At 71.4% G+C, this 21943-nt stretch carries 17 protein-coding genes; 9 read left to right on the plus strand and 8 right to left on the minus strand.

What is annotated here, in order from left to right:
* Genes ACX9TP_RS18495 through ACX9TP_RS18515 form a run of 5 tightly spaced genes read right to left on the minus strand, consistent with a single transcriptional unit; the run spans position 1 to position 5192 of the window.
* Complete coding sequence (locus ACX9TP_RS18495) at positions 1-876, minus strand: RNA polymerase subunit sigma-70 (RefSeq protein ID WP_482981046.1); 876 nt, start codon at positions 874-876, stop codon at positions 1-3.
* Between the two features lie 12 nt (positions 877-888).
* A complete protein-coding gene (locus ACX9TP_RS18500; protein ID WP_482981047.1) occupies positions 889-2079 on the minus strand; it encodes a cysteine desulfurase-like protein in 1191 nt (396 codons plus the stop codon).
* A 37-nt stretch (positions 2080-2116) separates the two neighbouring features.
* On the minus strand, positions 2117-2479 hold the full coding sequence (locus tag ACX9TP_RS18505) for a response regulator transcription factor (RefSeq protein ID WP_482981048.1): 363 nt from the start codon (positions 2477-2479) through the stop codon (positions 2117-2119).
* Positions 2476-4044, minus strand: coding sequence for a DUF7125 family protein (locus tag ACX9TP_RS18510; RefSeq protein WP_482981049.1), 1569 nt, complete (start codon positions 4042-4044; stop codon positions 2476-2478). Before ACX9TP_RS18510 ends, ACX9TP_RS18505 begins: the two co-directional genes overlap by 4 nt.
* Before the next feature lie 17 nt (positions 4045-4061).
* Positions 4062-5192: a hybrid sensor histidine kinase/response regulator gene (locus ACX9TP_RS18515; protein ID WP_482981050.1), complete on the minus strand. Its 1131-nt coding sequence runs from the start codon at positions 5190-5192 to the stop codon at positions 4062-4064.
* Between the two features lie 221 nt (positions 5193-5413).
* Here ACX9TP_RS18515 and ACX9TP_RS18520 point away from each other — a divergent pair, with 221 nt between their 5' ends.
* Both ACX9TP_RS18520 and ACX9TP_RS18525 read left to right on the plus strand, forming a co-directional pair.
* Positions 5414-6118, plus strand: a complete 705-nt coding sequence (locus ACX9TP_RS18520; RefSeq protein ID WP_482981051.1) for a hypothetical protein — start codon at positions 5414-5416, stop codon at positions 6116-6118.
* Between the two features lie 102 nt (positions 6119-6220).
* Positions 6221-7717: an amino acid permease gene (locus ACX9TP_RS18525; RefSeq protein WP_482981052.1), complete on the plus strand. Its 1497-nt coding sequence runs from the start codon at positions 6221-6223 to the stop codon at positions 7715-7717.
* Between the two features lie 10 nt (positions 7718-7727).
* Here the strand turns inward: ACX9TP_RS18525 and ACX9TP_RS18530 are convergent, their stop codons facing one another.
* Positions 7728-8924, minus strand: coding sequence for a cytochrome P450 (locus ACX9TP_RS18530; protein ID WP_482981053.1), 1197 nt, complete (start codon positions 8922-8924; stop codon positions 7728-7730).
* Between the two features lie 119 nt (positions 8925-9043).
* Here ACX9TP_RS18530 and ACX9TP_RS18535 point away from each other — a divergent pair, with 119 nt between their 5' ends.
* From ACX9TP_RS18535 to ACX9TP_RS18550, 4 genes are all read left to right on the plus strand, one after another.
* Positions 9044-9673, plus strand: a complete 630-nt coding sequence (locus ACX9TP_RS18535) for a peptidylprolyl isomerase (RefSeq protein WP_482981054.1) — start codon at positions 9044-9046, stop codon at positions 9671-9673.
* Between the two features lie 173 nt (positions 9674-9846).
* Complete coding sequence (locus tag ACX9TP_RS18540; RefSeq protein WP_206728629.1) at positions 9847-10017, plus strand: hypothetical protein; 171 nt, start codon at positions 9847-9849, stop codon at positions 10015-10017.
* 58 nt (positions 10018-10075) lie between these two features.
* A complete protein-coding gene (locus ACX9TP_RS18545) occupies positions 10076-11131 on the plus strand; it encodes an MBL fold metallo-hydrolase (RefSeq protein WP_482981055.1) in 1056 nt (351 codons plus the stop codon).
* A gap of 149 nt (positions 11132-11280) precedes the next feature.
* Entirely contained in the window at positions 11281-11862 is a 582-nt protein-coding gene (locus tag ACX9TP_RS18550; RefSeq protein ID WP_482981056.1) for a hypothetical protein, read from the plus strand.
* Positions 11863-11892: 30 nt separating this feature from the next.
* Here ACX9TP_RS18550 and ACX9TP_RS18555 read toward each other — a convergent pair whose 3' ends face one another.
* Positions 11893-13554, minus strand: a complete 1662-nt coding sequence (locus ACX9TP_RS18555) for a serine/threonine-protein kinase (RefSeq protein WP_482981057.1) — start codon at positions 13552-13554, stop codon at positions 11893-11895.
* Between the two features lie 85 nt (positions 13555-13639).
* Between ACX9TP_RS18555 and ACX9TP_RS18560 the strand changes: the two genes are divergently transcribed.
* Positions 13640-14587 (plus strand): D-2-hydroxyacid dehydrogenase family protein, encoded by a 948-nt coding sequence (locus ACX9TP_RS18560; protein WP_482981058.1) that lies wholly within the window; start codon positions 13640-13642, stop codon positions 14585-14587.
* Positions 14588-14727: 140 nt separating this feature from the next.
* On the opposite strand, the gene ACX9TP_RS18565 is transcribed toward ACX9TP_RS18560, so the two are convergent.
* Entirely contained in the window at positions 14728-16386 is a 1659-nt protein-coding gene (locus ACX9TP_RS18565; RefSeq protein ID WP_482981059.1) for a M14 family metallopeptidase, read from the minus strand.
* A gap of 185 nt (positions 16387-16571) precedes the next feature.
* On the opposite strand from ACX9TP_RS18565, the gene ACX9TP_RS18570 reads away from it, so the two are divergent.
* Positions 16572-18365: a polysaccharide deacetylase family protein gene (locus tag ACX9TP_RS18570; protein ID WP_482981060.1), complete on the plus strand. Its 1794-nt coding sequence runs from the start codon at positions 16572-16574 to the stop codon at positions 18363-18365.
* Between the two features lie 110 nt (positions 18366-18475).
* Positions 18476-21544 (plus strand): ATP-binding protein, encoded by a 3069-nt coding sequence (locus ACX9TP_RS18575; RefSeq protein ID WP_482981061.1) that lies wholly within the window; start codon positions 18476-18478, stop codon positions 21542-21544.
* The last annotated feature ends 399 nt before the right edge of the window (positions 21545-21943 follow it).

A 21943-nucleotide genomic window follows, 5' to 3' on the forward strand; every position in this document is an offset into this window, starting at 1 on the left:
TCATCCTTCGTCCAGCAGGGAGGACAGGCTCACCGCGAGGCTGGCGTCCATGACGCGCAGCAGGCTGTCGAGCTGCGAGGTGGTGAGCGCCAGCCTCCGCGCGAGTGCGGCGCGGGTGTCCTCCAGGAGGGACTGGCGGGCCTTCGCGAGCCAGCGGGAGATGGTGGAGGCGTGCACCTGGTGGAGCGTGCCCAGCGACTCCACGCCCAGGTTCTGCACCAGGCTCAGTCGCAGGAGGTTCCTGTCTCGGGGCGACAGGCCGGACAGCGCCTCCGCGAAGGCGGCCCGGAAGGCGGGGCGGTAGCGCTCCTGCATCAGCGCCAGCTCCGGGTCCGCGGTGCGCAGCTCCGACACGAGCGGCGCGTCGTCCAGCGGCAGGTCCTTCACCGCCCCGCGCTTGAGCCCCACCGCCACGCCCAGCGCCACCGCCTCCGTCCAGCGCCGCAGCGCGCCCCGCCCGGCGTACTCGGCCAGGCGCGGCTCCTGGCGCGCCCCGCCCACCAGCAGCTTCATCCGCGTGAGCTGGAGCACCTCGTCCACGAAGGCGTCCGACGCGTCCACCCGCCGCACCGCCCGCGACACCGGCACCAGCACCGCGCGCTGGAGTCCGTCGAGCGCCACCCGGTCTCCCGCGAGGCACGCCCGCGACAGGTAGAGGTCCTCCACGGCCAGGGCGCGAAGCCCGTCCGCGAGCGACGCCTCCCGCGCCACGCGCTCTCCCAGGTGCCGCGCGAAGTCCTCCGCGGCCACCTCCACCCCGGGCCACGCCTCGAGGGCGCGCTCCCGTGCCTCCGCGAGGAGGCGGGTGAGCTCATCCGTTTCGTCGGGAGCAGGGGCGCGCGCCGCGCCCTCCAGGAAGGACCGCAGGGGCTCCATGGCGGGGGGCCGTCAGCGGAGGGTGTCCAGTCCGGCGATGAGCCGGTCCACGTCCTCGGAGGTGTTGTAGTGCAGGAGCGAGGCGCGCACGGCGCCGTCGGGCATGAGGCCCAGCGCCTGGGCGGCCAGGGTGGCGTAGTAGTGGCCCGCGGCCACGCCCACGCCCCGCGCCGCCAGGTGCTCCGCCACCGCTCGCGGCGGTACGCCCTGCACGTTGAAGCAGAAGGTGGCCACGCGCCCCCGGGGCTCGCGCGGGCCGTACAGCCGCACGCGCGGGTGGGCGACCAGCCGCTCCAGCGTGGACTCCAGCAGCGGCCGCTCCAGGGCCTCGATTCGGCGGAAGGCCGCCTCCAGCCCGGCGCGCCCCGGCTGCCCTCCGCCTAGCACGTCGCGCAGGTAGGCCAGCGAGCCCAGCCAGCCGGCCAGGGCCTCGTGGTTGGCGGTGCCCGGCTCGAACTTCTGGGGACTGTCGTCCGGCACGAACCAGAGCTTGTCCGCGGGCAGCCCCGCCAGCAGCTCACGCCGCACGTAGAGGCAGCCCAGGTGCGGGCCGAACACCTTGTACTGGGAGAAGGTGGCGAAGTCCGCGCCCCAGCCCTTCACGTCCGGCAGGTGGTGCGGGCTGGAGTGCACCGCATCAACGATGAGCCACGCGCCCACGCCGTGCGCCAGCTCCGCCGCTGCGGCCACGTCCGGCGTGGCCCCCACCGAGTTGGCCGCGGCCGTCACCGCCACCAGCCGCGTGCGGGGCGTGAGCAGCGCGCGCAGGTCCGCCGGCTCCAGGTGCCCTTCGGGCCAGCGCGCGCGCCAGGTCTTCACGGCCACGCCCTGCGCCTCCAGCATCCGCCAGGGCGTCGCGTTGGACTCGTGCTCCAGCTCGGAGATGACCACCTCGTCGCCCGCCTTGAACAGGCGCGAGAAGGCGCGCCCGAGCTGGAAGGTGAGCGAGGTGGCGCTGGTGCCCAGCATCACCTCCTCGGGCTGGCAGTGGAGGAACTCCGCGGTGGCCGCCCGCGCCCGCGCCTTCAGCTCCGTCGCCGCCACCGAGGCAGGGTAGGGCTGCCCCACGTTGCAGCTCCCGCTGGAGAGGAACCGGGAGATGGCGTCGATGGTGTGCGAGGGCACCTGGGCCCCCGCGGCATTGTCCAGGTAGCTGAAGCCGGAGCGCAGGGCGGGAAAGTGCGCGGCGAGCGAAGAGGTCATGTCGGAGGCAGCATAGCGCGGTGGGTGTGAAGTCGCGCTACGCCTCCACGGGCGCGAGCTGGTGCACCCGGGCCAGCAGGTCCTTCAGCGAGAAGGGCTTCTTGAGAAAGGCCGCCGAGTCGTACTCCGGCGGCTTCACCGACGGGTCGATGGCGCTCATGATGAGCACCGGCAGCTTGCCGAACTCCGGGTGGCGGCGGATGGCGCGGATGGTCTCGAAGCCGTTCATCACCGGCATCATGATGTCCACGATGGCCAGGTCCGGGCGCGTGGTGTCCAGGCGCTGGAGCGCCTCGCGGCCGTTGGCGCACACGACGACGTGGTAGCCCTCGTCCTCGAGGATGGAGCGTACCGCGTCCGCGATGTCCAGCTCGTCGTCGACGACCAGGACCGTCTTCATGACCGCCTCCGGCGCAGCAGGCCCCGCCGGGGCTTCTTCTTGCCGGGCGCTCCCATGGGCGGCTTGATGTCTTCGTCCTTCGCATCGCCCCTCACCCGGGCCTGACCGGTGAGCACGGCCTCCGCGCTCTTGAAGGTGTCCGCGACGATGATGCCGTCGTCGGAGATGGCGAACTCCCGGATGCCGCTGTCGTACTGACTCTCGCGCATCTTCATGATGGAGATGAGCCGGTAGAGCTGCGAGCGCAGCTCCAGGTAGCGCAGGTAGATGATGTTCTCCACGTACGCCGCCGCGTCGGGCTGCGGCATGTCCACGCCCGCGGAGAACAGCGCCGTCTCGTCGGAGTAGAGCGTGGTGACGTCCAGCATGCGCAGCTGGTGCGACAGGGCGGAGAAGAAGCGGGGCATGCGCTCCGGGTAGACGGCCGCGGAGCGGAAGCCCGCCACGCTGTCGACGAAGAGCCGCAGCCGCTTCACCTTCCGCTCGTTGATGCGCTCCAGGAGCCGCTCGGCGAGCGCGTCCATGTTGTGCTCCAGCGGTGGCTGCCACTGGATTTCGATGAGCCCCTTGTCCACGTACTTCTTCAGGTCGCTCATGCCCACGCCCGCGGCCTTCTCCATCAACCGCGGCGGGGTCTCGTAGAAGCCGAAGTAGACGCCCGGCTGTCCCTCGCGCGCGCCCTCCAGGAGGAAGTGGAGCCCCAGGAGCGTCTTGCCCGTGCCCGGAGCGCCCAGCAGCATGGTGGTGGAGCCAGACAGGAGGCCCCCGCGCAGCGACTCGTCCAGGCGGGGGATGCCGAAGGCCATCCGGATGCGGTCCTCCCGGCCCTGCTCCTCGGGCTTGGAGAACTGCACCTCCGTGCGCGGGTGGATGACGATGCCCTTGTTGGAAATCTCCAGCTCGTGCTTGCCCAGCAGCGAGTCGCTGCCCCGGAACTTCAGCGCCACCAGCTCGCGCACCGCGCGGGGGCCGGCCAGCCAGAGCGACAGCTCGAAGATGCCGTCCACCGCCGTGGTCTCCGGGTGGTTTTCCCCCTCGTGGTGCGGGGACAGCAGCAGGGTGGTGCAGCCGATGATGGAGACGAAGGTCTGCAGCTCCTGGAGGAACCGCTTGAAGCTCAGGTCGTTCCGGGCGAACTCCTTCGCCGCGTCCATGCCGTCGATGATGAGCAGGGTGGCCTCATGCTGGCGGGCCGCGCGCCGCACCAGCTCCAGCATGCCCTTGAGCCCCTCCGTCTCCAGCTCCCGGTAGCCGCTGATGTAGTGCAGCCTCTCGGGGATGACCTTCCGGTCGAAGAAGGCCATCTCCTCCAGGTTCGTGAGCATGCGGGCGTGAGACTCCGTGAGGAGCGTCACGTAGAGGACCTTGCCCCCGTGCTTGACGTGGTAGAACGCAATCTGGTGGGCCAGCACCGTCTTGCCCGAGCCGGGGGGCCCCAGAATCGCGTACGACGCCCCCTTCAGCAGGCCGCCCTTGGTGATGAAGTCCAGGCGCGGAACCCCGGTCTCCAGCCGCTCCTGGCCGCCCCTGCGCTCCTTGCTGCCCTCTCCGGCGTCTACCGCCACAAGTGTCCTTCCTTTCGTCAGTACCGCTCCGTCCGGTGCCGGGGGAGCACCACCTGGAACGTCGAGCCGTGTCCCGGCTGGCTGTCGACGGTGATGGTGCCCCCATGGGCCGTGACGATTTCCCTCGCGATGAACAACCCGAGCCCCAGCCCCTCGGTGCCCGTGGAGCCCGCCGCCCGCTCGAAGCGGTTGAAGATGCGGGCCTGGTCCCTGGGGGCAATACCGATGCCCTCGTCCTTCACGGTGAGCACCACCGTGTCCTCACGCTCGTCCACCCGGGCGTGCACCGGCTTGCGGTCTCCGTACTTGAAGGCATTGGTGAGCAGGTTGCTCATCACCTGCTCCAGGCGCAGGCGGTCCCCCACGAGGAGGACCGGCTCGGAGGGCAGCTCCAGCCGCACGTCCACGTCCGACGCCCGGGCCTGGATGGCCATGCGCTGGGCCACGTCGCGCAGGGTCTCCGCCACGTCCACCGGGGCCACGTTCAGCGTGAGCCGCTGGCTGGCGACCCGGGAGACGTCCAGCAGCGTGTCGAGCAGCTGTTGCAGGCGCACCAGCTGGCGGATGGCGGGCGTGGTGCTCGCCTCCACCGTGCTCCGGGGCAGGGTGTCGGAGGGGGCGCGGGAGATGTGGTGCTGCACCCGCTCCAGGTGGAGCCGCAGCGCGGTGATGGGCGTCTTCAGCTCGTGCGCGGCGATGGAGAGGAACTCGTCGCGGGCGCGGACGGCGGCCTGGGCGCGGGACTGGAGCCGCAGGAGCGCCTCCACGTTGGCGAGCAGCTCCTCGTCCTCCATGGGCGTCGTCCAGTAGGCGTCCGCGCCCTGGGCCAGGCCCCGGACGCGGTCCTCCCGGCTGACGGAGACCGCGGACAGGTGCGCGATGAGCAGGTCTCGCGTCTCCTCGCGGGCGCGCAGGCGCCGGCACACCTCGTAGCCGTCGATGTCCGGCATGTGGACGTCCAGGAGGACCATGTCCGGCCGCCCGGCGGCCAGCCGGAGCGCCTCCGTCCCCGAGCTGGCCTCCACGACGTGGTAGCCCGCCCCCTTGAGCACGAGCCCGATGAGGTACAGCACCGACGGCGTGTCGTTGACGACGAGCACGGTGGCCCTGGGGCGTGACGGCTCTGTCGGTTGGCCAGGTGTGCTCACGGGGCGGTCCAGGACTGAGAGTGGGGGCAGATCTACCCGAACGGAATCCCCCCCGGGTGGGACTCCGTGGGGGGATGTGTAGGCCCTGAAACTTCACGAGCCGCGAGCGTCTATTCCTGGGAGCTCAAACGACTGGGCGAGGGGCGCGAATAAAGCAATGCTTCTCCCGTCCATCTTCCCGAACGCGACAACGGGCCCCCGAGCCCCCGAGGACACACCCCATGAACCGCATCTCTTCCGCGCTGGTTGCCGCCCTTCTTCTCGCGGGCACTGCCGAGGCCTCCGACTCCCGGCGCAACCGGGCGGAGCGCGCCCAGGACCACCAGGAGCTTCGCCAGGACCGCCGCGAGCAGCGGGACGACCACAAGGACCTGCAGGAGCTGAAGGCCGTGCTCGCGCGCTTCGACAATGCCTGGGCGCGCCGCAGCCGGCGGGAGATGGCCGCGGTGGAGGACACGCTGCACCGGCTGCTCCGGGCGGAGCTGGCGGAGAGCCACGCGGAGCTGTCGTCGGACGTGCGTGAGGCGCGGCGCAGCCAGCGCGAGGTGCGCTCCGAGCAGTGGGAGGTCCGCAACGACGCCGCCTGGGGGCGGGGTGGGGCGTTCTCCAACGACCGCCGCGACGTGCGGGACGACCGCCGCGACGCGCGCGACGACCGCCGCGACGCGCGGGTGGAGGCGGCCTCGCTGCGCACGCGCCAGGTCATCGCCCGCGAGCTGTCGGAGCTGGAGGGGATGCGGCAGGGCGGGGCGCTGCACCGCAAGCGCGCGCTCATCGTGGAGCTCATCCAGCTGGGCCAGCAGGAGCTGGACCAGGGGAGGCAGGAGCTGCACGAGGACCGGCGTGAGCAGCGGGAGGACCGCCGCGAGCGGCGCGAGGACCGCCGCACCCAGGTCTCCCCCCGCCAGGACTGGCGCCGCGGGTAGTCATGCCGGCGGCCCGGAGGGTTCTCCCTCCGGGTGACATTCGCCCATGCCGGCCGCACACGAGGCTTCCGCTGGGGGAGGCGCCGGTGTTGACTGCCGCGCATGGGTATCTGGTCGAAGAAGAGCATCGCCCAGCTCCAGGGCCAGTCGGGTGAGGGGCACGAGCTGCGCCGCACGCTCACGGGCGTCCATCTGGCGCTGCTGGGCGTGGGCGCCATCATCGGCTCGGGCATCTTCGTGGTGACGGGGACGGCGGCGGCCCAGCACTCCGGGCCGGCCATCACCCTGGCCTTCGTCCTCGCGGGCGTGGGCTGCCTCTTCGCGGGGCTGTGCTACGCGGAGTTCGCGGCGATGATTCCCGTCGCCGGCAGCGCCTACACCTACGGCTACGCCACGCTGGGCGAGCTGGTGGCCTGGGTCATCGGCTGGGACCTCATCCTCGAGTACCTCTTCGCCTCCTCCGCGGTGGCGGTGGGCTGGTCCGGCTACTTCACGGCGTTCCTGCGCGACTACCTGCACGTGAATCTGCCGGCGGCGTTCATCACCGCGCCCTTCGAGGTGGCGGCGGGCTCGCACGTGCCGTACCTCACCGGCGCCATCGTCAACCTGCCGGCGGCGCTGCTGGTGGGGCTGCTGACGGTGCTGCTCTGCGTGGGCGTGCAGGAGTCCGCCCGGCTCAACAACATCATCGTCGTCGTGAAGGTGACGGTGGTGCTGCTCGTCATCGGCTTCGGGGCCTTCTACGTGGAGCCCGCCAACTGGACGCCCTTCATCCCGGAGAACACGGGCCACTTCGGTGAGTACGGCTGGAGCGGCGTGCTGGCGGGGGCGGGCGTCATCTTCTTCGCCTTCATCGGCTTCGACGCCGTGTCCACCGCCGCTCAGGAGACGCGCAACCCGCAGAAGGACCTGCCGGTGGGAATCCTGGGCTCGCTCGCCATCTGCACGGTGCTGTACGTGCTGATGTCGGGGGTGATGACGGGGCTGGCGCACTACAGCACCCTCAACGTGGCGGAGCCCGTGTATCTGGCCATCTCCAAGGCGGGCCCGGCGCTCAACTGGCTGCGGCCCATCGTCAGCCTGGGGGCCGTCGCCGGCCTGGCCTCGGTGGTGCTCGTCATGCTGATGGGCCAGCCGCGCATCTTCTACGCCATGTCGCGCGACGGCCTCCTGCCGCCCTTCTTCTCCCACGTGCACCCGCGCTTCAAGACGCCGTACGCGTCCACGCTGCTGACGGGCGTGGTGTCCATGGTGGTGGCGGGGCTGTTCCCCATCGGCCTCCTGGGGCGCCTCGTCTCCATCGGCACGCTGTTCGCCTTCGTCGTCGTCTGCGGCGGCGTGCTGGTGCTGCGCTACCGCAGCCCGGAGCTGCCCCGGCCCTTCCGCACGCCGTTCGTTCCGGTGGTGCCGGTGCTGGGCATCATCATCTGCGTGGCGCTGATGGTGGGACTGGGGCTGGACACGTGGCTGCGCCTGGTGGTGTGGCTGTCCATCGGCCTCGCCGTCTACTTCGGGTATGGCCGCAAGCACTCGCGCATCGGCCACGCGGAGCGCGCCGCTGCCGGGCCTCCCCCGGCGGACCTGGGCGGCCCGCTCTAGCCGCGCCCGCTCACGCCGGGTGCAGCACGAGTGGCAGCGTGCCGGGGCCGCGCACCACCAGCGTGCGGTGCCACATCACCGGCTCGGGGCCGGGCTCCAGCCGGCCCACCCGGTCCAGCATCGCCTCCAGGGCCAGCCGCCCCTCCATGCGGGCCAGCTGCGCGCCCAGGCAGAAGTGGATGCCGTGGCCGAAGGGCAGGTTCTGCGGGCCGGGCCGGTCCATATCGAAGCGGTCTCCGTCCGGGTACTGCGCGTCGTCATGGCAGGCCGAGCCGATGAGCGCGAGCACGCGCGAGCCCGCGGGCAGGTGCACGCCCCCCACCTCCACGTCCTGGGTGGTGACGCGCGGAGCGGCCTGCACGGGCGGCTCGTAGCGCAGGACCTCTTCGATGAAGGCGGGGATGCGCGAGCGGTCCGCCCGCAGTCGCGCGAGCAGCTCGGGCCGCTCCAGCAGCACCACCAATGAAGCTCCCAGCATGTTCACCGCCGTCTCGATTCCGCCCACCAGCAGCAGGGCGCAGAAGGCGAGCAGCTCGTCGGTGGACAGGGCCTCGCCGTCCACGCGGATGCGGACCAGGTCGCTGACCATGTCCTCTCCGGGCTCCTGGCGGCGCTTCTCCAGCAACTCGCTGAAGTAGGTCCGCAGCTCCTTCACCGCGTCGCGCGCCAGCTGCTTGCGGTCCTCCTCCTCGGGGCGCACGGTGCTGACGCCGCCGGTGATGAGGTCCGCCCACCGCTTGAGCCGCGCGTGCAGCGCGGGCTCCACGCCCAGCAGGTCGCCAATGACGCTGGCGGGGATGCGCAGGGCGTAGGGCTGCATGACGTCGAGGGGCCGTCCCAGGGGCAGCGCGGCCACGGCGTCCCTGGCGATGGCGCGCACCCGCGGCTCCAGGCGGGTGAGGGCGGAGGCGCCGAAGGCGCGGGAGATGAGCCCGCGCAGCCGCCCGTGGATGGGCGGGTCCAGGGCGAGGATGGAGTCGGCGAGCGGATTGCCCCCCAGCCAGGGCGGGTTGACGGCCGCCCCGAAGCCCTTGGATGAGAAGAGCTGCGGGCTCTTCAGGACGTGCATCACGTCCTCGTAGCGCGACACGGCCCACATCCCCGCCGGGTCCACCTGGCACACGGGCGCGTTGCGGCGCAGGTCCGCGTACGCCGGGTATGGATTGGCTTTCAGCTCGGGGGACAGCAGGTTGTAGCGGACGGTCATCGCGGGTGGCTCCGGGATGGGAATGCTGGGGAGCATACGCAGCGAAGGGGATTTCCTGGCCCTTCGCCGCTTCGGGCGGGCATCGTACGCGGGCCCGTCCTCCTTCCCAGGTGCCGCCCATGAAGACCTTCGCCACCGCCTGTCTCGCCGTGCTGCTCACCCTGCCCGCCGCCTCACTCGCCGCGCCGAAGAAGGGTGGCAAGCCCCAGGCCTCCAAGCTGGTGCGCGTGGTGCTCCAGACGGAGAAGGGCGACATCGAAATCGAGCTCGACGAGGCCCGCGCGCCGAAGACGGTGCGCAACTTCCTCATGTACCTGGACGCGGGCCTCTACGAGGGCGGCGTGTTCCACCGCACGGTGACGCCGGACAACCAGCCCCACAGCCCGGTGAAAATCGAGGTCATCCAGGCCGGCATCAACCCCGCGCGCCAGTCCGAGGACAAGGCCCCCATTCCGCTGGAGCGCACGAAGGACACCGGCCTGAAGCACGTGGACGGCGCCCTCTCCATGGCGCGTGACACGCCGGACACGGCGACGTCGGACTTCTTCATCTGCCTCGGCGACCAGCCGGAGCTGGACTTCGGCGGCAAGCGCAACCCGGACGGACAGGGCTTCGCCGCGTTCGGCAGGGTGGTGAAGGGCATGGACGTGGTGCGCGCCATCCAGCAGTTGCCGCGCACCGAGCAGAAGCTCACGCCGCCGGTGAAGATTCTCAAGGCCACGCGGCAGCCGACGCCCACGAAGGGCTGACAGCCCCTCCCCGGGGGAGGTCCCGAGCGCCCGGCGGGCCGCACGGTGGGCTCCAGTCGCATCCGGACATGCACATGATGCGAAAGGGAGTGGGCCGTGAAGGGCGGCCCACCCACGGACGGGCTGACGGGTGCCCGCCGGCATGGCAGCCTTCACGCATGAGGACAAAGCCCATGAAGAACAAGAGCTTTCCCGGCAAGCCGTCGACGTCGAGCTGGCAGCCGCCCTGGCCGAAGAAGCAGGGCAACCCGGTCTCGAAGATGACGAAGGTGGCGGGGCGGCGGATTGGGGGCGCGCTTCGGGCGGAGCAGGCCCGCCAGCAGAAGCGCAAGGACAGCCGGTAACACACTTCTTCACACAGGCCGTCTAGCCAGGCCCGGCGCGAGCCGTTAGACACGCGCCATGTCTCTCTCAGGACTCCGACTCGAGCGGGTGCGTGCCTCAAGGCAGTTCGCGGACGGCCGCTTCCGCAACACCGCGCCCGTCGGCCCGGGCCTCCAGGGCAACCCGCTGCCGCTGCTCGGCGAGTACTTCTTCGGCGGCGCCCAGCGCACGCCCCCGGCGCCCCTGCCGCTGGAGAGCCCGCTGGACGCGTGGGCACGCAAGCCGGACAGCGGCTTCCGGGTGACGTGGCTGGGCCACAGCACCATGCTCCTGGAGCTGGACGGCGCGCGCATCCTGACGGACCCCGTCTGGGGCGCGCGTGCCTCGCCCATGTCCTTCGCCGGTCCGAAGCGCTTCCATCCCGCGCCGGTGCCGCTGGAGGCCTTGCCGAAGCTGGACGCGGTGCTGGTGTCGCACGACCACTATGACCACCTGTGCCGCGCCACCATCACCGCGCTGGCGAAGCTGCGCGTGCCCTTCGTCACCGCGCTGGGCGTGGGCGCGCACCTGGAGGCGTATGGCGTGGCCCCGGAGCTCATCACCGAGCTGGACTGGTGGGAGGAGACGCGCGTGGGCCCGGTGGGCTTCACCGCCGCCCCGTCGCAGCACTTCTCCGGCCGCGGCCTGGGCGACAGGAACGAGACGCTCTGGGCTTCCTGGGTGCTGACCACCGACAGGCGCCGCGTCTTCTTCAGCGGCGACACCGGGCTGACGTCGGAGTTCGAGGAGATTGGCCGCCGTCACGGCCCCTTCGACCTGGTGATGCTGGAGGTGGGCGCCTTCCACCCGAGCTGGAGCGGCATCCACCTGGGCCCGGAGAATGCGCTCAAGGCGCACGCCATGCTCGGCGGCGGCGCGCTGATGCCGGTGCACTGGGGCACCTTCAACCTGGCGCTTCACGCCTGGGACGAGCCGGCGGAGACGCTGCTGCGCCTCGCGTCCGAACAGGGCGTGCGCCTCTTCACCCCGCGCCTGGGCTCCGCCGTCGAGCCCGCCCACGTGGAGCTGGCGACGCCGTGGTGGCGCGAGGTGGCCCCGGTGGAGCTGGCGATGCGACCCGCGACGGGCGGGTAGGGCGCTCCATTCCCGCCAGTCCTCGTGGGCCCTCGGCTGGTTGATAGGCCGGCACTATCAGGACCATTCGAACGATGTCTTGGCGGATATCGCCTCCGAGCAGCATCCTTTCTCCATTCTCCGGTGGGAAGGGAGCCGTTCCGATGGTCATGGCGCTCGCAGGTCTGGGTTCAGGTGCACTCCACGCGCTCTCGGGGCCGGACCACCTGCTCAGCCTCGCGCCGCTGTCGGTGGGACGGCGCCAGGGGGCGTGGCGGCTGGGCCTGCTCTGGGGCATCGGCCATGGGCTGGGGACGCTCGCCGCGTCGGCGGTGCTGCTGCTGGTCCTCTCCACGGTGCACCTGCAAGGGGTCGAGCGCTGGGCCGAGCGGGTGGCCGCCCTCGCGCTGATGGGCATGGGTCTCTGGGGCCTGAAGCGGCGCGCCTTCACCGGGCCTTCCACGGCGGAGACGCGCAACGTCGTCATGGTGGGGCTGGTGCACGGCCTCACGGGCGCGGCGGCCCTGCTGCTCATCCTGCCCGTCGCGGTGTCCGGCTCGCTCGCGGACCAGGCGCTCTACCTGGGCGGCTTCTCCGTCGGCAGCACCGTGGCCATGGCGGGGCTCACCGCCGGCATCGCCAGCTTCTCGCTGAAGCGCCGGTTCTCCGCGGCGGTAAGCGCGCGGGTGCCGAGGATGGCCTCCGCGCTCTCCATCGTCCTGGGGAGCGCCTGGATGGTCGGCAGCCTGTGAGGCACGGTGGGAGGGGCGCGCTCCTCCCCGCTACGCGCTGGTTCGCCGGCTTGGCTGGGTCTTCGCGGTGGCGTCCGACTCCTGCGTTTCCTCTTCGTGGGTTTCCACGGGAAGGGGCATGGCGGGGGTGGGCGCGTCGTCGGGCCTGCGCGCCAGCACGTCGCGGATGGCGTGGGCCAGCGCCGTCTGTCCCTGGGGGTAGGGCGCCACGGGTGCGGGCAGCGCGCGGAGCAGGTCCTCCACCTGGCTGCCGCGCTGGGGGCGGTCCTCCGGGAGGACCTGGAGCAGTGCCATGACGATGGCATCCACCTCCGGGGGAACCTCCCGGCGCATCACGGAGGGCGGCGGCAGGTTCCTCACCGCGTCCATGAGCGAGGCCCGCGTCACGTGCTCCGTCCCGCGCAGGGTGCGGCGCCCCGTCAGGGCCTCATGCAGCGTCAGCCCCAGCGCGAACAGGTCCACCCGTCCGTCCAGTGCTTCGCCCGAGAGCTGCTCGGGCGCCATGTAGTCCGCCTTCCCGCGCACGTGGCCCAGCCGGGTGACGGGCGCGTGGGTGACGGCGCGGGCGATGCCGAAGTCGCTGAGCTTCACGTCGCCGATGCGGGACAGGAGGACGTTGGGCGGGTTGATGTCGCGGTGGACGAGGTTCAGCGGCACGCCCTCGCGCGAGGTGCGCCGGTGCACGTAGTCGAGCGCGGACGCCAACTCCGCGCCCAGGTACATGACGGCGGCCACGGGGAGCGGCCCGTACTGCTTGATGAGCTGGCGCAGCGACAGCCCGTCGACATGCTCCATGGCGATGAAGTGCGTGTCGTCCAGGCGGCCCACGTCCAGCACCTGGACGATGTTGGGATGCTGGAGGATGGAGCCCAGCTCGGCCTCCCGGCGGAACAGGGCGATGAACTGCGGGTCCTCCGCATAGGCCGGGAGGATGCGCTTCACGGCCACCGTCTTCTCGATGCCGCCCTCGGGGCTGTACGTCGCCCGGAAGACCTCCGCCATGCCTCCGGCACCCAGGCGCTCGTGGAGGAAGTAGCGGCCCAGCAGCTCCTGCTGGCGGATGGCGCGCAGCGCTTCCTCGGCCATGGCTCGGAACTGGCCGGCGAAGAGCCAGGCGAGCCAGCCCACCATGACGATGTAGAGCGCCCGCAGCAGGAGCATGGGCGGCGACAGCATCAGCGGTATCGGCGTGGGCAGGAGCGGGTATGCGACGAAGACGTAGAGCAGCACCAGCTCCGCGGCGGTCAGCCCCGCCGCGAAGAGGGGAAAGCGCGCGTCCGAGCGGAGCGCCGACGCCATGATGGCGGCCGAGGCGATGATGAGGTTGGGACTGGACAGCGCCATGTCCGGGCCCGCGAAGGCGGTGTCCACCAGGAACAGGATGCCGACCAGCGAGTTCTCGATGGCGACGTTGAGCCACAGGAGCGCAGTCGACGGCTCCGTCTTGCGCAACCGGCGGTGGACCCACGCGTAATAGATGGCGTAGCCCGCGATGACGGCCGCGAGCGTCACGGCATGGGGCCAGCCGAGGAGCAGCCCGAAGCTCAGCGTGGACAGGACGAACACGGCGGCCACCCGGCTGATGAACCGGGCCAGCATCGCCTCTCGCGAGGCCGCGCCCTGCCGCAGGTGTTCCTGGAGCAGCCTGGGCGCGATGGGTGTGGACCGCGGTGGGCGCGAGGAGCGTTCCATGGGGAGACCGCAAAACAGGATACTCCAGACAGCAGGGTCCGCCTATTCACCGGGCCGCCAGGTGGGGTAGGCGAGGGGTATGCCAATGAACATCGCCATCCTGGATGACTATCAGGGCGTGGCCCGGGGGCTCGCGGACTGGGCGCGGCTGCCGGCGGGCAGCGGGCTCCACGTCTTCGAGCGGCACCTCGCGGACCCCGAGGCGTTGGTGGCGGCGCTCCAGCCCTTCGACGTCATCGTCCTCATGCGCGAGCGCACGCCGTTTCCCGCCGCGCTCCTCGCGCGGCTGCCGAAGCTGCGGCTGCTCGTCACCACGGGCGGGCGCAACGCGGCCATCGATTTGGAGGCCTGCCGTGCGCGCGGCATCCCCGTGTGCGGCACGGGCAACGTGGGCGCGCCGACGGCGGAGCTGGCCTGGGGGCTCATCCTGTCGTTGGTGAAGCGCATTCCCACGGAGGACCGCGCGCTGCGCGCGGGCACGTGGCAGACCGGGCTCACGGAAGGGCTGGCGGGAAAGCGCCTGGGCCTGCTCGGGCTGGGGAAGCTCGGCGGGCAGATGGCGCGGGTGGGCGCGGCCTTCGGGATGGAGGTGGTGGCCTGGAGTCAGAACCTCACCGACGCGCGCGCGTCAGAGGTGGGGGCGCGTCGCGTGGAGAAGCAGGAGCTGTTCTCCACGTCCGACGTCGTCAGCCTGCACCTCGTCCTCGGAGAGCGGACGCGCGGCGTCGTGGGGGCGGCGGAGCTGGGCGCCATGAAGCGCACGGCGTGGTTCGTCAACACCGCCCGCGCGGGGCTGGTGGATGAAGCGGCGCTGCTGTCCGCGCTGGAGCAGCGCCGCATCGCCGGGGCCGGGCTGGATGTCTTCTCCGTGGAGCCGCTGCCGGTGGGCCACCCGCTGCTCGCGCTGCCCGACGTCGTGCTGACGCCGCACCTGGGCTACGTGACGCGGGAGAACTACGCCGTCTTCTACCGCGACGCGCTGGAGGACATCCTGGCCTGGCACGCGGGCGCGCCGGTGCGGCTGCTCACCTGAGCCCCATCAGGGGCAGCATCGCCTTCGCGTGTCCGCCGTCGAGGTCATCGACGCGCGGGCGGTTCGCGGCGACGCGCGCCCACGGCGGAGGTGGCACAGCCGACGAGTCCGGCGCCGAGCACGAAGGCGGCCCGACGCCATCACTCGGCCTTCTTGGGCGCCGTGGCGGCCTCCACCACGCGGTGGATGGGGTACAGCTCACCGGTGGTGAGCATCCCGTCGAGGAACTGCCAGCGGCACAGGCCGTCATCCGAGTGCGGCTCCAGCAGGTACACCGCGAGCGTGCCGGTGCGCTGCGCGGTGGGCACGTGCAGCGTCCCCGCGGGGAACTCGCGCGTGGTGCGCTCGGGGGCCACGGTGAGGACGGTCTCGAAGCGCACGGGCTTGGGCTTCTGGCTGAGGGGCACCTCGGCCTCGCCCGGAGGCGGCACGTTCGCCGCCACGTCGGGGCTGAAGGTCTCCTCGCGCCGGGCGATGCGGTAGCTGTCCACCGTGAAGCGCTTCGCCTCGGTCAGGCGCTCGAAGCGGATGCCGTGTCCCTCCAGGCGCGCGGCCAGCTCCGCCGGGACGAGGTACGCCTCCGGAGTGCTCACCGCCTGCGTGGGGATGAACGTCCGGTGGTGGGGGATGCGGTAGGTCTTCTTCTTCTTTCCCGGGTAGCGGCGCGCGGCGATGCTCGCCTCGTCGTAGGCGAGGATGGTGGCCACGTCGCCGGGCTTCGCGTGCGCGGGGTACTCGAAGACGAGCGCGCCCTGGTCGTCACGCGTGGCCACGCCGTAGTTGATGCCCACGAGCGCCTGCGGGTCCGGCGACTCGCCGCGCGCGACGATGCGCTCCTCCTCGGCGGCGGTGATGGCGCGGTAGGCGGTGGCGTGCTTCGCGGCGTCGCGCAGCAGCTCCAGCAGCCACGCCCGAATCACCGCGCAGCGGCGCGGGAAGTCGATGTAGCTGTACGTCTCCAGCAGCACGTCGATACGGCCGAGCAGCCCCCGGTAGTGGCTGCCGAAGCGGGGCAGCGCCGGGTAGGTGTGCCAGCCCGACTTGGGGTCGCCCTCCACCTTGTAGTTGCCGTACCAGTAGCTGTCGAAGTCGTGGCCCTTCTTCACCGCCTTCGACACGCGCTCCAGCATGTCGCGGTTGAACCCGCGCAGCTCCGCGAAGAGCGGCTCGTTGGAGTGCGAGGTGTCGAAGGTGAGGTCGCACGCGTGGATGCTGCCGTCGGTGGTGTGGCAGTCGATGAACACGTGCGGCCACCACGTCTGGTAGAACGCCGCGAGCGCGCGCGTCTCCGGCGCCTCCTGCTTCATGCTGTCGCGGTTGAGGTTCCAGCCCTCGCCCGTGTAGCGCATGCCCACGCCGCCCTCGGGGTTCACCTGTCCCTCGAGGTCCTTCAGGTTGAGCTTGCGGTTGTTGGGGCTGATGCGGTCATTGCCGTCCGGGTTGAAGTTCGGAACGAGCACCAGGCACAGCCTGTCCAGCAGCTTCTTGCCCAGCTTCGTGAGCGTGAGGTCCCGGGCGAGGGCGAGCAGGGACTCCTTGCCCTCCACCTCGCCGGCGTGGATGTTGGCCTCCACCAGCACGATGACCTTCTTCTGCTTGCGCGCCAGCTCGGGCGTGAAGCAGTTGCGGTCGCTCACGATGAGCGCCACCAGGGGCTGGCCCTCGCCGCTCTTCCCGAAGTCCACGCGCCGCGCGAGCTTCGTGCGGCGGCACAGCTCGTCCACGAAGGCGAGCACATCCGAGTGACGCGAGGTCTGCGTGTACTTCGAGGCTTCGGCGCGGGTGAGCAGCTCAGTCATATGGGCGCGCATCCGAGTCCTCCCCGCACATCGCGTCAAGCACTTGCGCACGGTGGCCCGGCCCCGCCGCACCTGACGCTTCGCGCCAAGCGCCAGCCTCCGAGGGGAGATGTTGTCACTGGCGCACAGTGCGCTCGGCCCACGGGGTTGTCAGGACAGTGGGAGTGAGGAATTTGGCTCTCACCATGCTCCGCGTCCGTGCGTTGTTCGGGTTGTCGACGTTGCTCGTGTTGCTCGGAGGACGCACGCCCGAGGCGGGGGCGCAGACGTCCGCGCCGGTGACGGTGTCCTTCACGTTCGACGACGGCCGCGCCAACCAGGCCGAGGGCGCGGCGCTGCTCGCCCGCTATGGGATGCGGGGCACGTTCTATGTGAACAGCGGGCGCATCGGGCAGTCCACCCGGCTGACGCTGGCGCAGCTCCAGGCGCTCCAGGCCGACGGCCACGAGATTGGCGGGCACACCGTGAGCCACCCGCGACTGACGGACCTGGTCCCGGACGAGCAGGCCCGGCAGATTTGCGACGAGCGCGTGGCATTGACGGGCGCGGGCCTGACGGTGACGTCCTTCGCCTACCCCTACGGCGCACACGATGCGACGACGCGCCAGTGGGTGCGCGACTGTGGCTACAACTCCGGCCGGGACAGCGCCGGGCTGCGGGGCGTGGACAGCTGCACGAGCTGTCCGGTGGCCGTGACGCTGCCTCCCGCGGAGCCCTACGCGCTGCGCACGGTCAGCTCGGTGGAGGTGACCACCACGCTCCAGGACCTGCAGGATGCGGTGCTGCGCGCCGAGCAGGGAGGGGGCGGGTGGGTGACCTTCGTCCTCCACGACGTGTGTGACGGCTGCGGCACGCTCGCCATCGCCCCGGCGACGCTGGAGGCGTTCCTCGCCTGGCTCGCGCCGCGCACCGCGCTGGGGACTTCGGTCCGCACGGTGCACGAGGTCATCGGGGGGCCGGTGAATCCACCGGTGCCCGGGCCGCCTCCGCCGGAGCGTGAGGCCTGGGGCCAGCTGCTGCTCAATCCCTCGCTGGAGGACGACGCCAACGGGGACAGCGTGCCGGACTGCTGGCTGCGCACGTCCTACGGCGACCTGACGGCCGCGTGGAGCCTGCCGACGGACGTGTGGGACGGGAGCCGCGCGCAGCAGGTCACCGTGTCGCGCCATGTGACGGGCGACGTGAAGCTCATCTCCGCCCAGGATTTGGGGGCCTGCGCGCCGCCCATGCGCCCGGGCCACCGCTACCGGGTGAGTACCGCGTACCGGACGGACGGGCCGGCGCGCTTCGCCGCGTACTACCGCAACGCCGCGGGTGGCTGGGTGTGGTGGGCCCAGGGGCCCCTGCTGCCGCCCACCTCCACCTACGGGCTTGCCGAGTGGACGACGCCGCCCGCGCCGGCCGAGGCGAAGGCCCTCAGCGTGGGACTGTCCCTCACCGGCCCCGGCACGCTCGCGATGGATGCGCACACCCTGGTGGACCTCACCCCGCTGCGCACCGTCATTCCCTTTGGTGCTACGTGGAAGTACGAGGCGAGCGGCCTGGACCCGGGAGCGGACTGGCTCACGGCGGACTTCGACGACTCCACGTGGGCGTCGGGCGCGGGGCAGCTGGGCTACGGGGACAGGGACGAGGCCACCGTCCTGCCCGCCACGGTGCCGTCGCAGACGAGCATCTACTTCCGCAAGAAGCTCACCCTGGAGCGGCCCGCCGTGGACGCCACGCTGAGCGCCATCTTCGATGACGGCATCGCCGTGTGGGTGAACGGCACGCTGGTGCTGACCCGCAACATGGGCGTGGGGACCGCGCACGCCAGGTACGCGACGGCCTCCGCCGAGAACGAGCGCGTGGACGTCAACCTCCCGGCCACCGTCTTCCTCGCGGGGGAGAACACGCTCTCCGTCATGGTGAAGCAGAACGGACGGACCTCGCCGGATGTCTCGTTTGACCTCAGGCTGGATGTCGCGCAGGGGATGTGACGGGCGACTGGTGTGTCCAGGACGCTCGCGTCCCGTCCTTCCGCGAGTGGCCCCTGTCCTGGGAACCTCGGATTGTTCTCGGGCGCGCCAACCATTAAGTCGGAGGGGTCATGTCCTCCGCGCCCCGTTCACCCCTGCAGCAGCCAGCGCCTGAGCAGGAGACGGCGGAGGCCTCGGAACGGGGCTCCGACGCCGCGCCCCCCGGCATCCTCCTGGTGGACGACAACCCGGCCAACCTCCTGGCGCTGGAGGCCGTCCTCTCCCCATTGCAGGTGCGGCTGCACAAGGCCGCCTCGGGCCGCGAGGCGCTGCGCCTCCTGATGCGGGAGGACTACGCCGTCATCCTCCTGGACGTGCAGCTGGAGGGGCTGAGCGGCCTGGAGACGGCCGCGCTCATCAAGCAGCGCGAGCGCTCCCGCGAGGTGCCCATCATCTTCATCACCGCGCACCAGTGGACGCAGCAGGAGGTGCTCGCGGCCTACGGCTCCGGCGCGGTGGACTTCCTCACCAAGCCCTTCGTGCCCCAGGTGCTGTGCGCGAAGGTGTCCGTCTTCATCGAGCTGTATCGGGCCCGCCAGGACATCCGCCGCCAGGCGGTGCTGTTCCATGCCCGGGAGCGCGAATTGCTGGAGCGCTCCCACCAGGAGCACCTGCACCGCATCTTCATGGAGCAGTCGTCGGCGGCCATCGCCATCACCCGCGGCCCCGACTTCGTCTTCGAGTTCGCCAACCCCCTCTACGAGAAGCTCATCGGCCGCCGCGTCCCGCTCGGCAGCACCTTGTCGGAAGTGGCGCCGGAAATCCTCTCGCAGCCCACGGTGATGTCGGCGCTGCACCGCGTGCTGGAGACGGGGGAGCCCTTCGTGGGCACGGAGTTCGCGGTGCGGCTGGACCGCCGTGGCACCGGCGAGCTGGAGGAGGCCTTCTTCAACCTCACCTACCAGCCGACCCGGGATGCCCGGGGGAAGGTGGACGGCCTCATCACGTTCTCCGTGGACGTGACGGAGCAGGTGCGCGGCCGCCAGCGCGCCGAGTCGCTCGCGAGGGACTTGAATCGCAACTCGGAGCAGCTGGCGCGATGGGACCAGCTCTTCCACCACGCGGGCTGGGGCATCGCGAGCACGGACCCGGAGACCTGGCGCATCAACGCGGCCAACCCCGCCTTCGCCCGCATGCACGGGTACGACAGTCCCGAGCAGCTCCTCGGGGTGCACGTCCAGGAGGTTGTCGCCCCCGAATCCTTCGCCAGCTACCGCGCCGAGCTGGAGCGGACCATCGCGCTGGGCCACCACACCTACGAGAACGTCCACGTCCGCAAGGACGGCAGCCGCGTCCCCATCCTCGTGGACGGGGTGGCGCTGAAGGACGAGCACGGCCACGTCACCTACCGGGCCGCGAGCTTCCAGGACCTGACGGAGCGCAAGGAGTCCGAGGACCGCTTCGCCTTCCTCGCCCGGGCCGGCGAGGTGCTGGCGTCCTCGCTGGACGAGGGGACGCTGCTGGAGCGCCTCGCGGAGCTCGCGGTGCCGCAGCTGGCGGACTGGTGCGCGGTGGACATGCTCACGGAGCGGGGCACCGTGGAGCGGCGGGCGGTGGTGCACAGGGACCCGGAGAAGGTGGCGCTGGCCTTCGAGATTGCCCGCCGCTGGCCCATCGACGTGAGCGCCCACGGCGGCATCGCCGAGGTGCTGCGCACGGGCGAGCCCCGCTGCCTGCCGGAGATTCCGGACGAGGTCCTGCCGGCGCTCGCGAGAAGCGAGGAGCACCTGGCCCTGAGCCGGAAGCTGGGCCTGCGCTCCAGCCTCAGCGTGCCGCTCCAGGCGCGAGGGCGGGTGCTGGGCGCGTTCTCGCTCACCATCGAATCCGGCCCCCGGCGCTACGGGCCCCGGGACGTGGAGCTGGCGCGCGAGCTCGCCCGCCGCGCGAGCCTCTGCCTGGACAACGCCCTCCTGTTCCAGGCGTCGAAGGAGGCCCAGGCTCGCACCGAGCGGCTGCAGAGCATCACCGCCGCGCTGTCGCGGGCCGCGTCGGAGGAGGAGATGGCGGAGGTCATCATCCACGAGGGGCTCCAGTCCACGCAGGCCCAGCGGGGCGCCTTCCTGCAGCTGCGGGACGGCACGCTGCGCTGGGTGCGGCACTTCGGCTACGACGACGTGCTCATCGCCACCATGAAGCCGAGGCTGCTGGCGCAGTCCGCGGGGCTGGCCGCGGTGGTGAGGGACAGGGTGCCCCTGTGGTGCTCCACTCGCGAGGAGTACATGGCCAGCGTGCCGGAGGTGGACGCCACCGCCGAGGAGCTCGGCGTGGGGGCGCGGGCCCTGCTGCCGCTGGCGACGGAGCACCGGGTGCTCGGGCTCATCGCGCTGCGCTGGACGGAGTCCCGGGCCTTCCGGCCGGAGGAGAAGGCCTTCCTGGTGGCGCTGACGCGGCAGTGCGCCCAGGCGCTGGAGCGCGCGGAGCTGTACCGGGCCGCCCAGGCCGCGGTCCGCCTGCGCGACGAGTTCCTCTCCGTGGCGAGCCATGAGCTGAAGACGCCGCTCACGTCCCTGCGCCTGCAGCACGCGCTCATCCAGCGGGCGGTGGAGGAGGGCGTGGCCAGCAAGGTCCAGGCGAGGATGGCGGCGGCCTCGCGGCAGGTGGACCGGCTGGCCTCGCTGGTGGACAGCCTGCTGGACGTCAGCCGGCTGTCGCTGGGCAAGCTGGCGCTGGAGCTGTCGGAGGTGGACCTGGCGCAGGTGGTGAGGGACGCCCACGAGCGGCTGGAGGCGGTGTTCGCCCAGGCGGGCTGTGACGTGCACCTGTCACTGGGCACGGAGGTCCGCGGGCAGTGGGACGGCTCACGGCTGGAGCAGGTGGTGGTGAACCTCCTCTCCAACGCGGCGAAGTACGGCGCCGGCAGGCCCGTCTCCATCGAGGTGGACCTGGACGCGGGCCAGGCCCGCCTGCGGGTGCGCGACGAGGGCATCGGCATCGCCGCCGAGACGCTCCCGCGCCTCTTCGGCCGCTTCGAGCGGGGCGTCTCCGAGCGCCACTACGGCGGCCTGGGCCTGGGGCTCTACATCTCCCGGCAGATTGTCGAGGCCATGGGCGGCACCATCGACGTGCGCAGCGAGCTGGGACAGGGGGCGCTCTTCACGGTGCGGCTGCCGCTGGGCCGGCGCCCCGGGACGCAAGGGTAGCGACGGCCGAAAATGGTGAGCCCGGCCAGGGTGTCCTCCTGACCGGGCTCGGGGTGCTGCCATGGATGAGGCCCGCACGTTTGAAGTCTCCGCTTCAGGTTGAGACCTCGTGTCCTGCGATTGAACGACCGCCGCGCAAGGCGGATGGAGCGGCGGGCTGGAATTGCACCAGCATCTCGAGGGGGCGAGCGAAGACGGTTGATCGGACCTGCGACAGCGAATGCTGAGTCTGGAGTCAGAGTCTGATGTTGGGGTGCTTCGCGCTGCCTGGCTGTCGCGTGCCTCTACCGATTGGGCTACCCCGTCGTCAGGAGTGGTGACGGGGGCAGGACTCGAACCTGCACTGACGGCGACCCGGAAGCGCTCCGCGTGAGTCTGCTGCTGAGCTTGAGTTTGTAC

The sequence above is a fragment of the Pyxidicoccus sp. M15 genome (genome assembly GCF_056858435.1).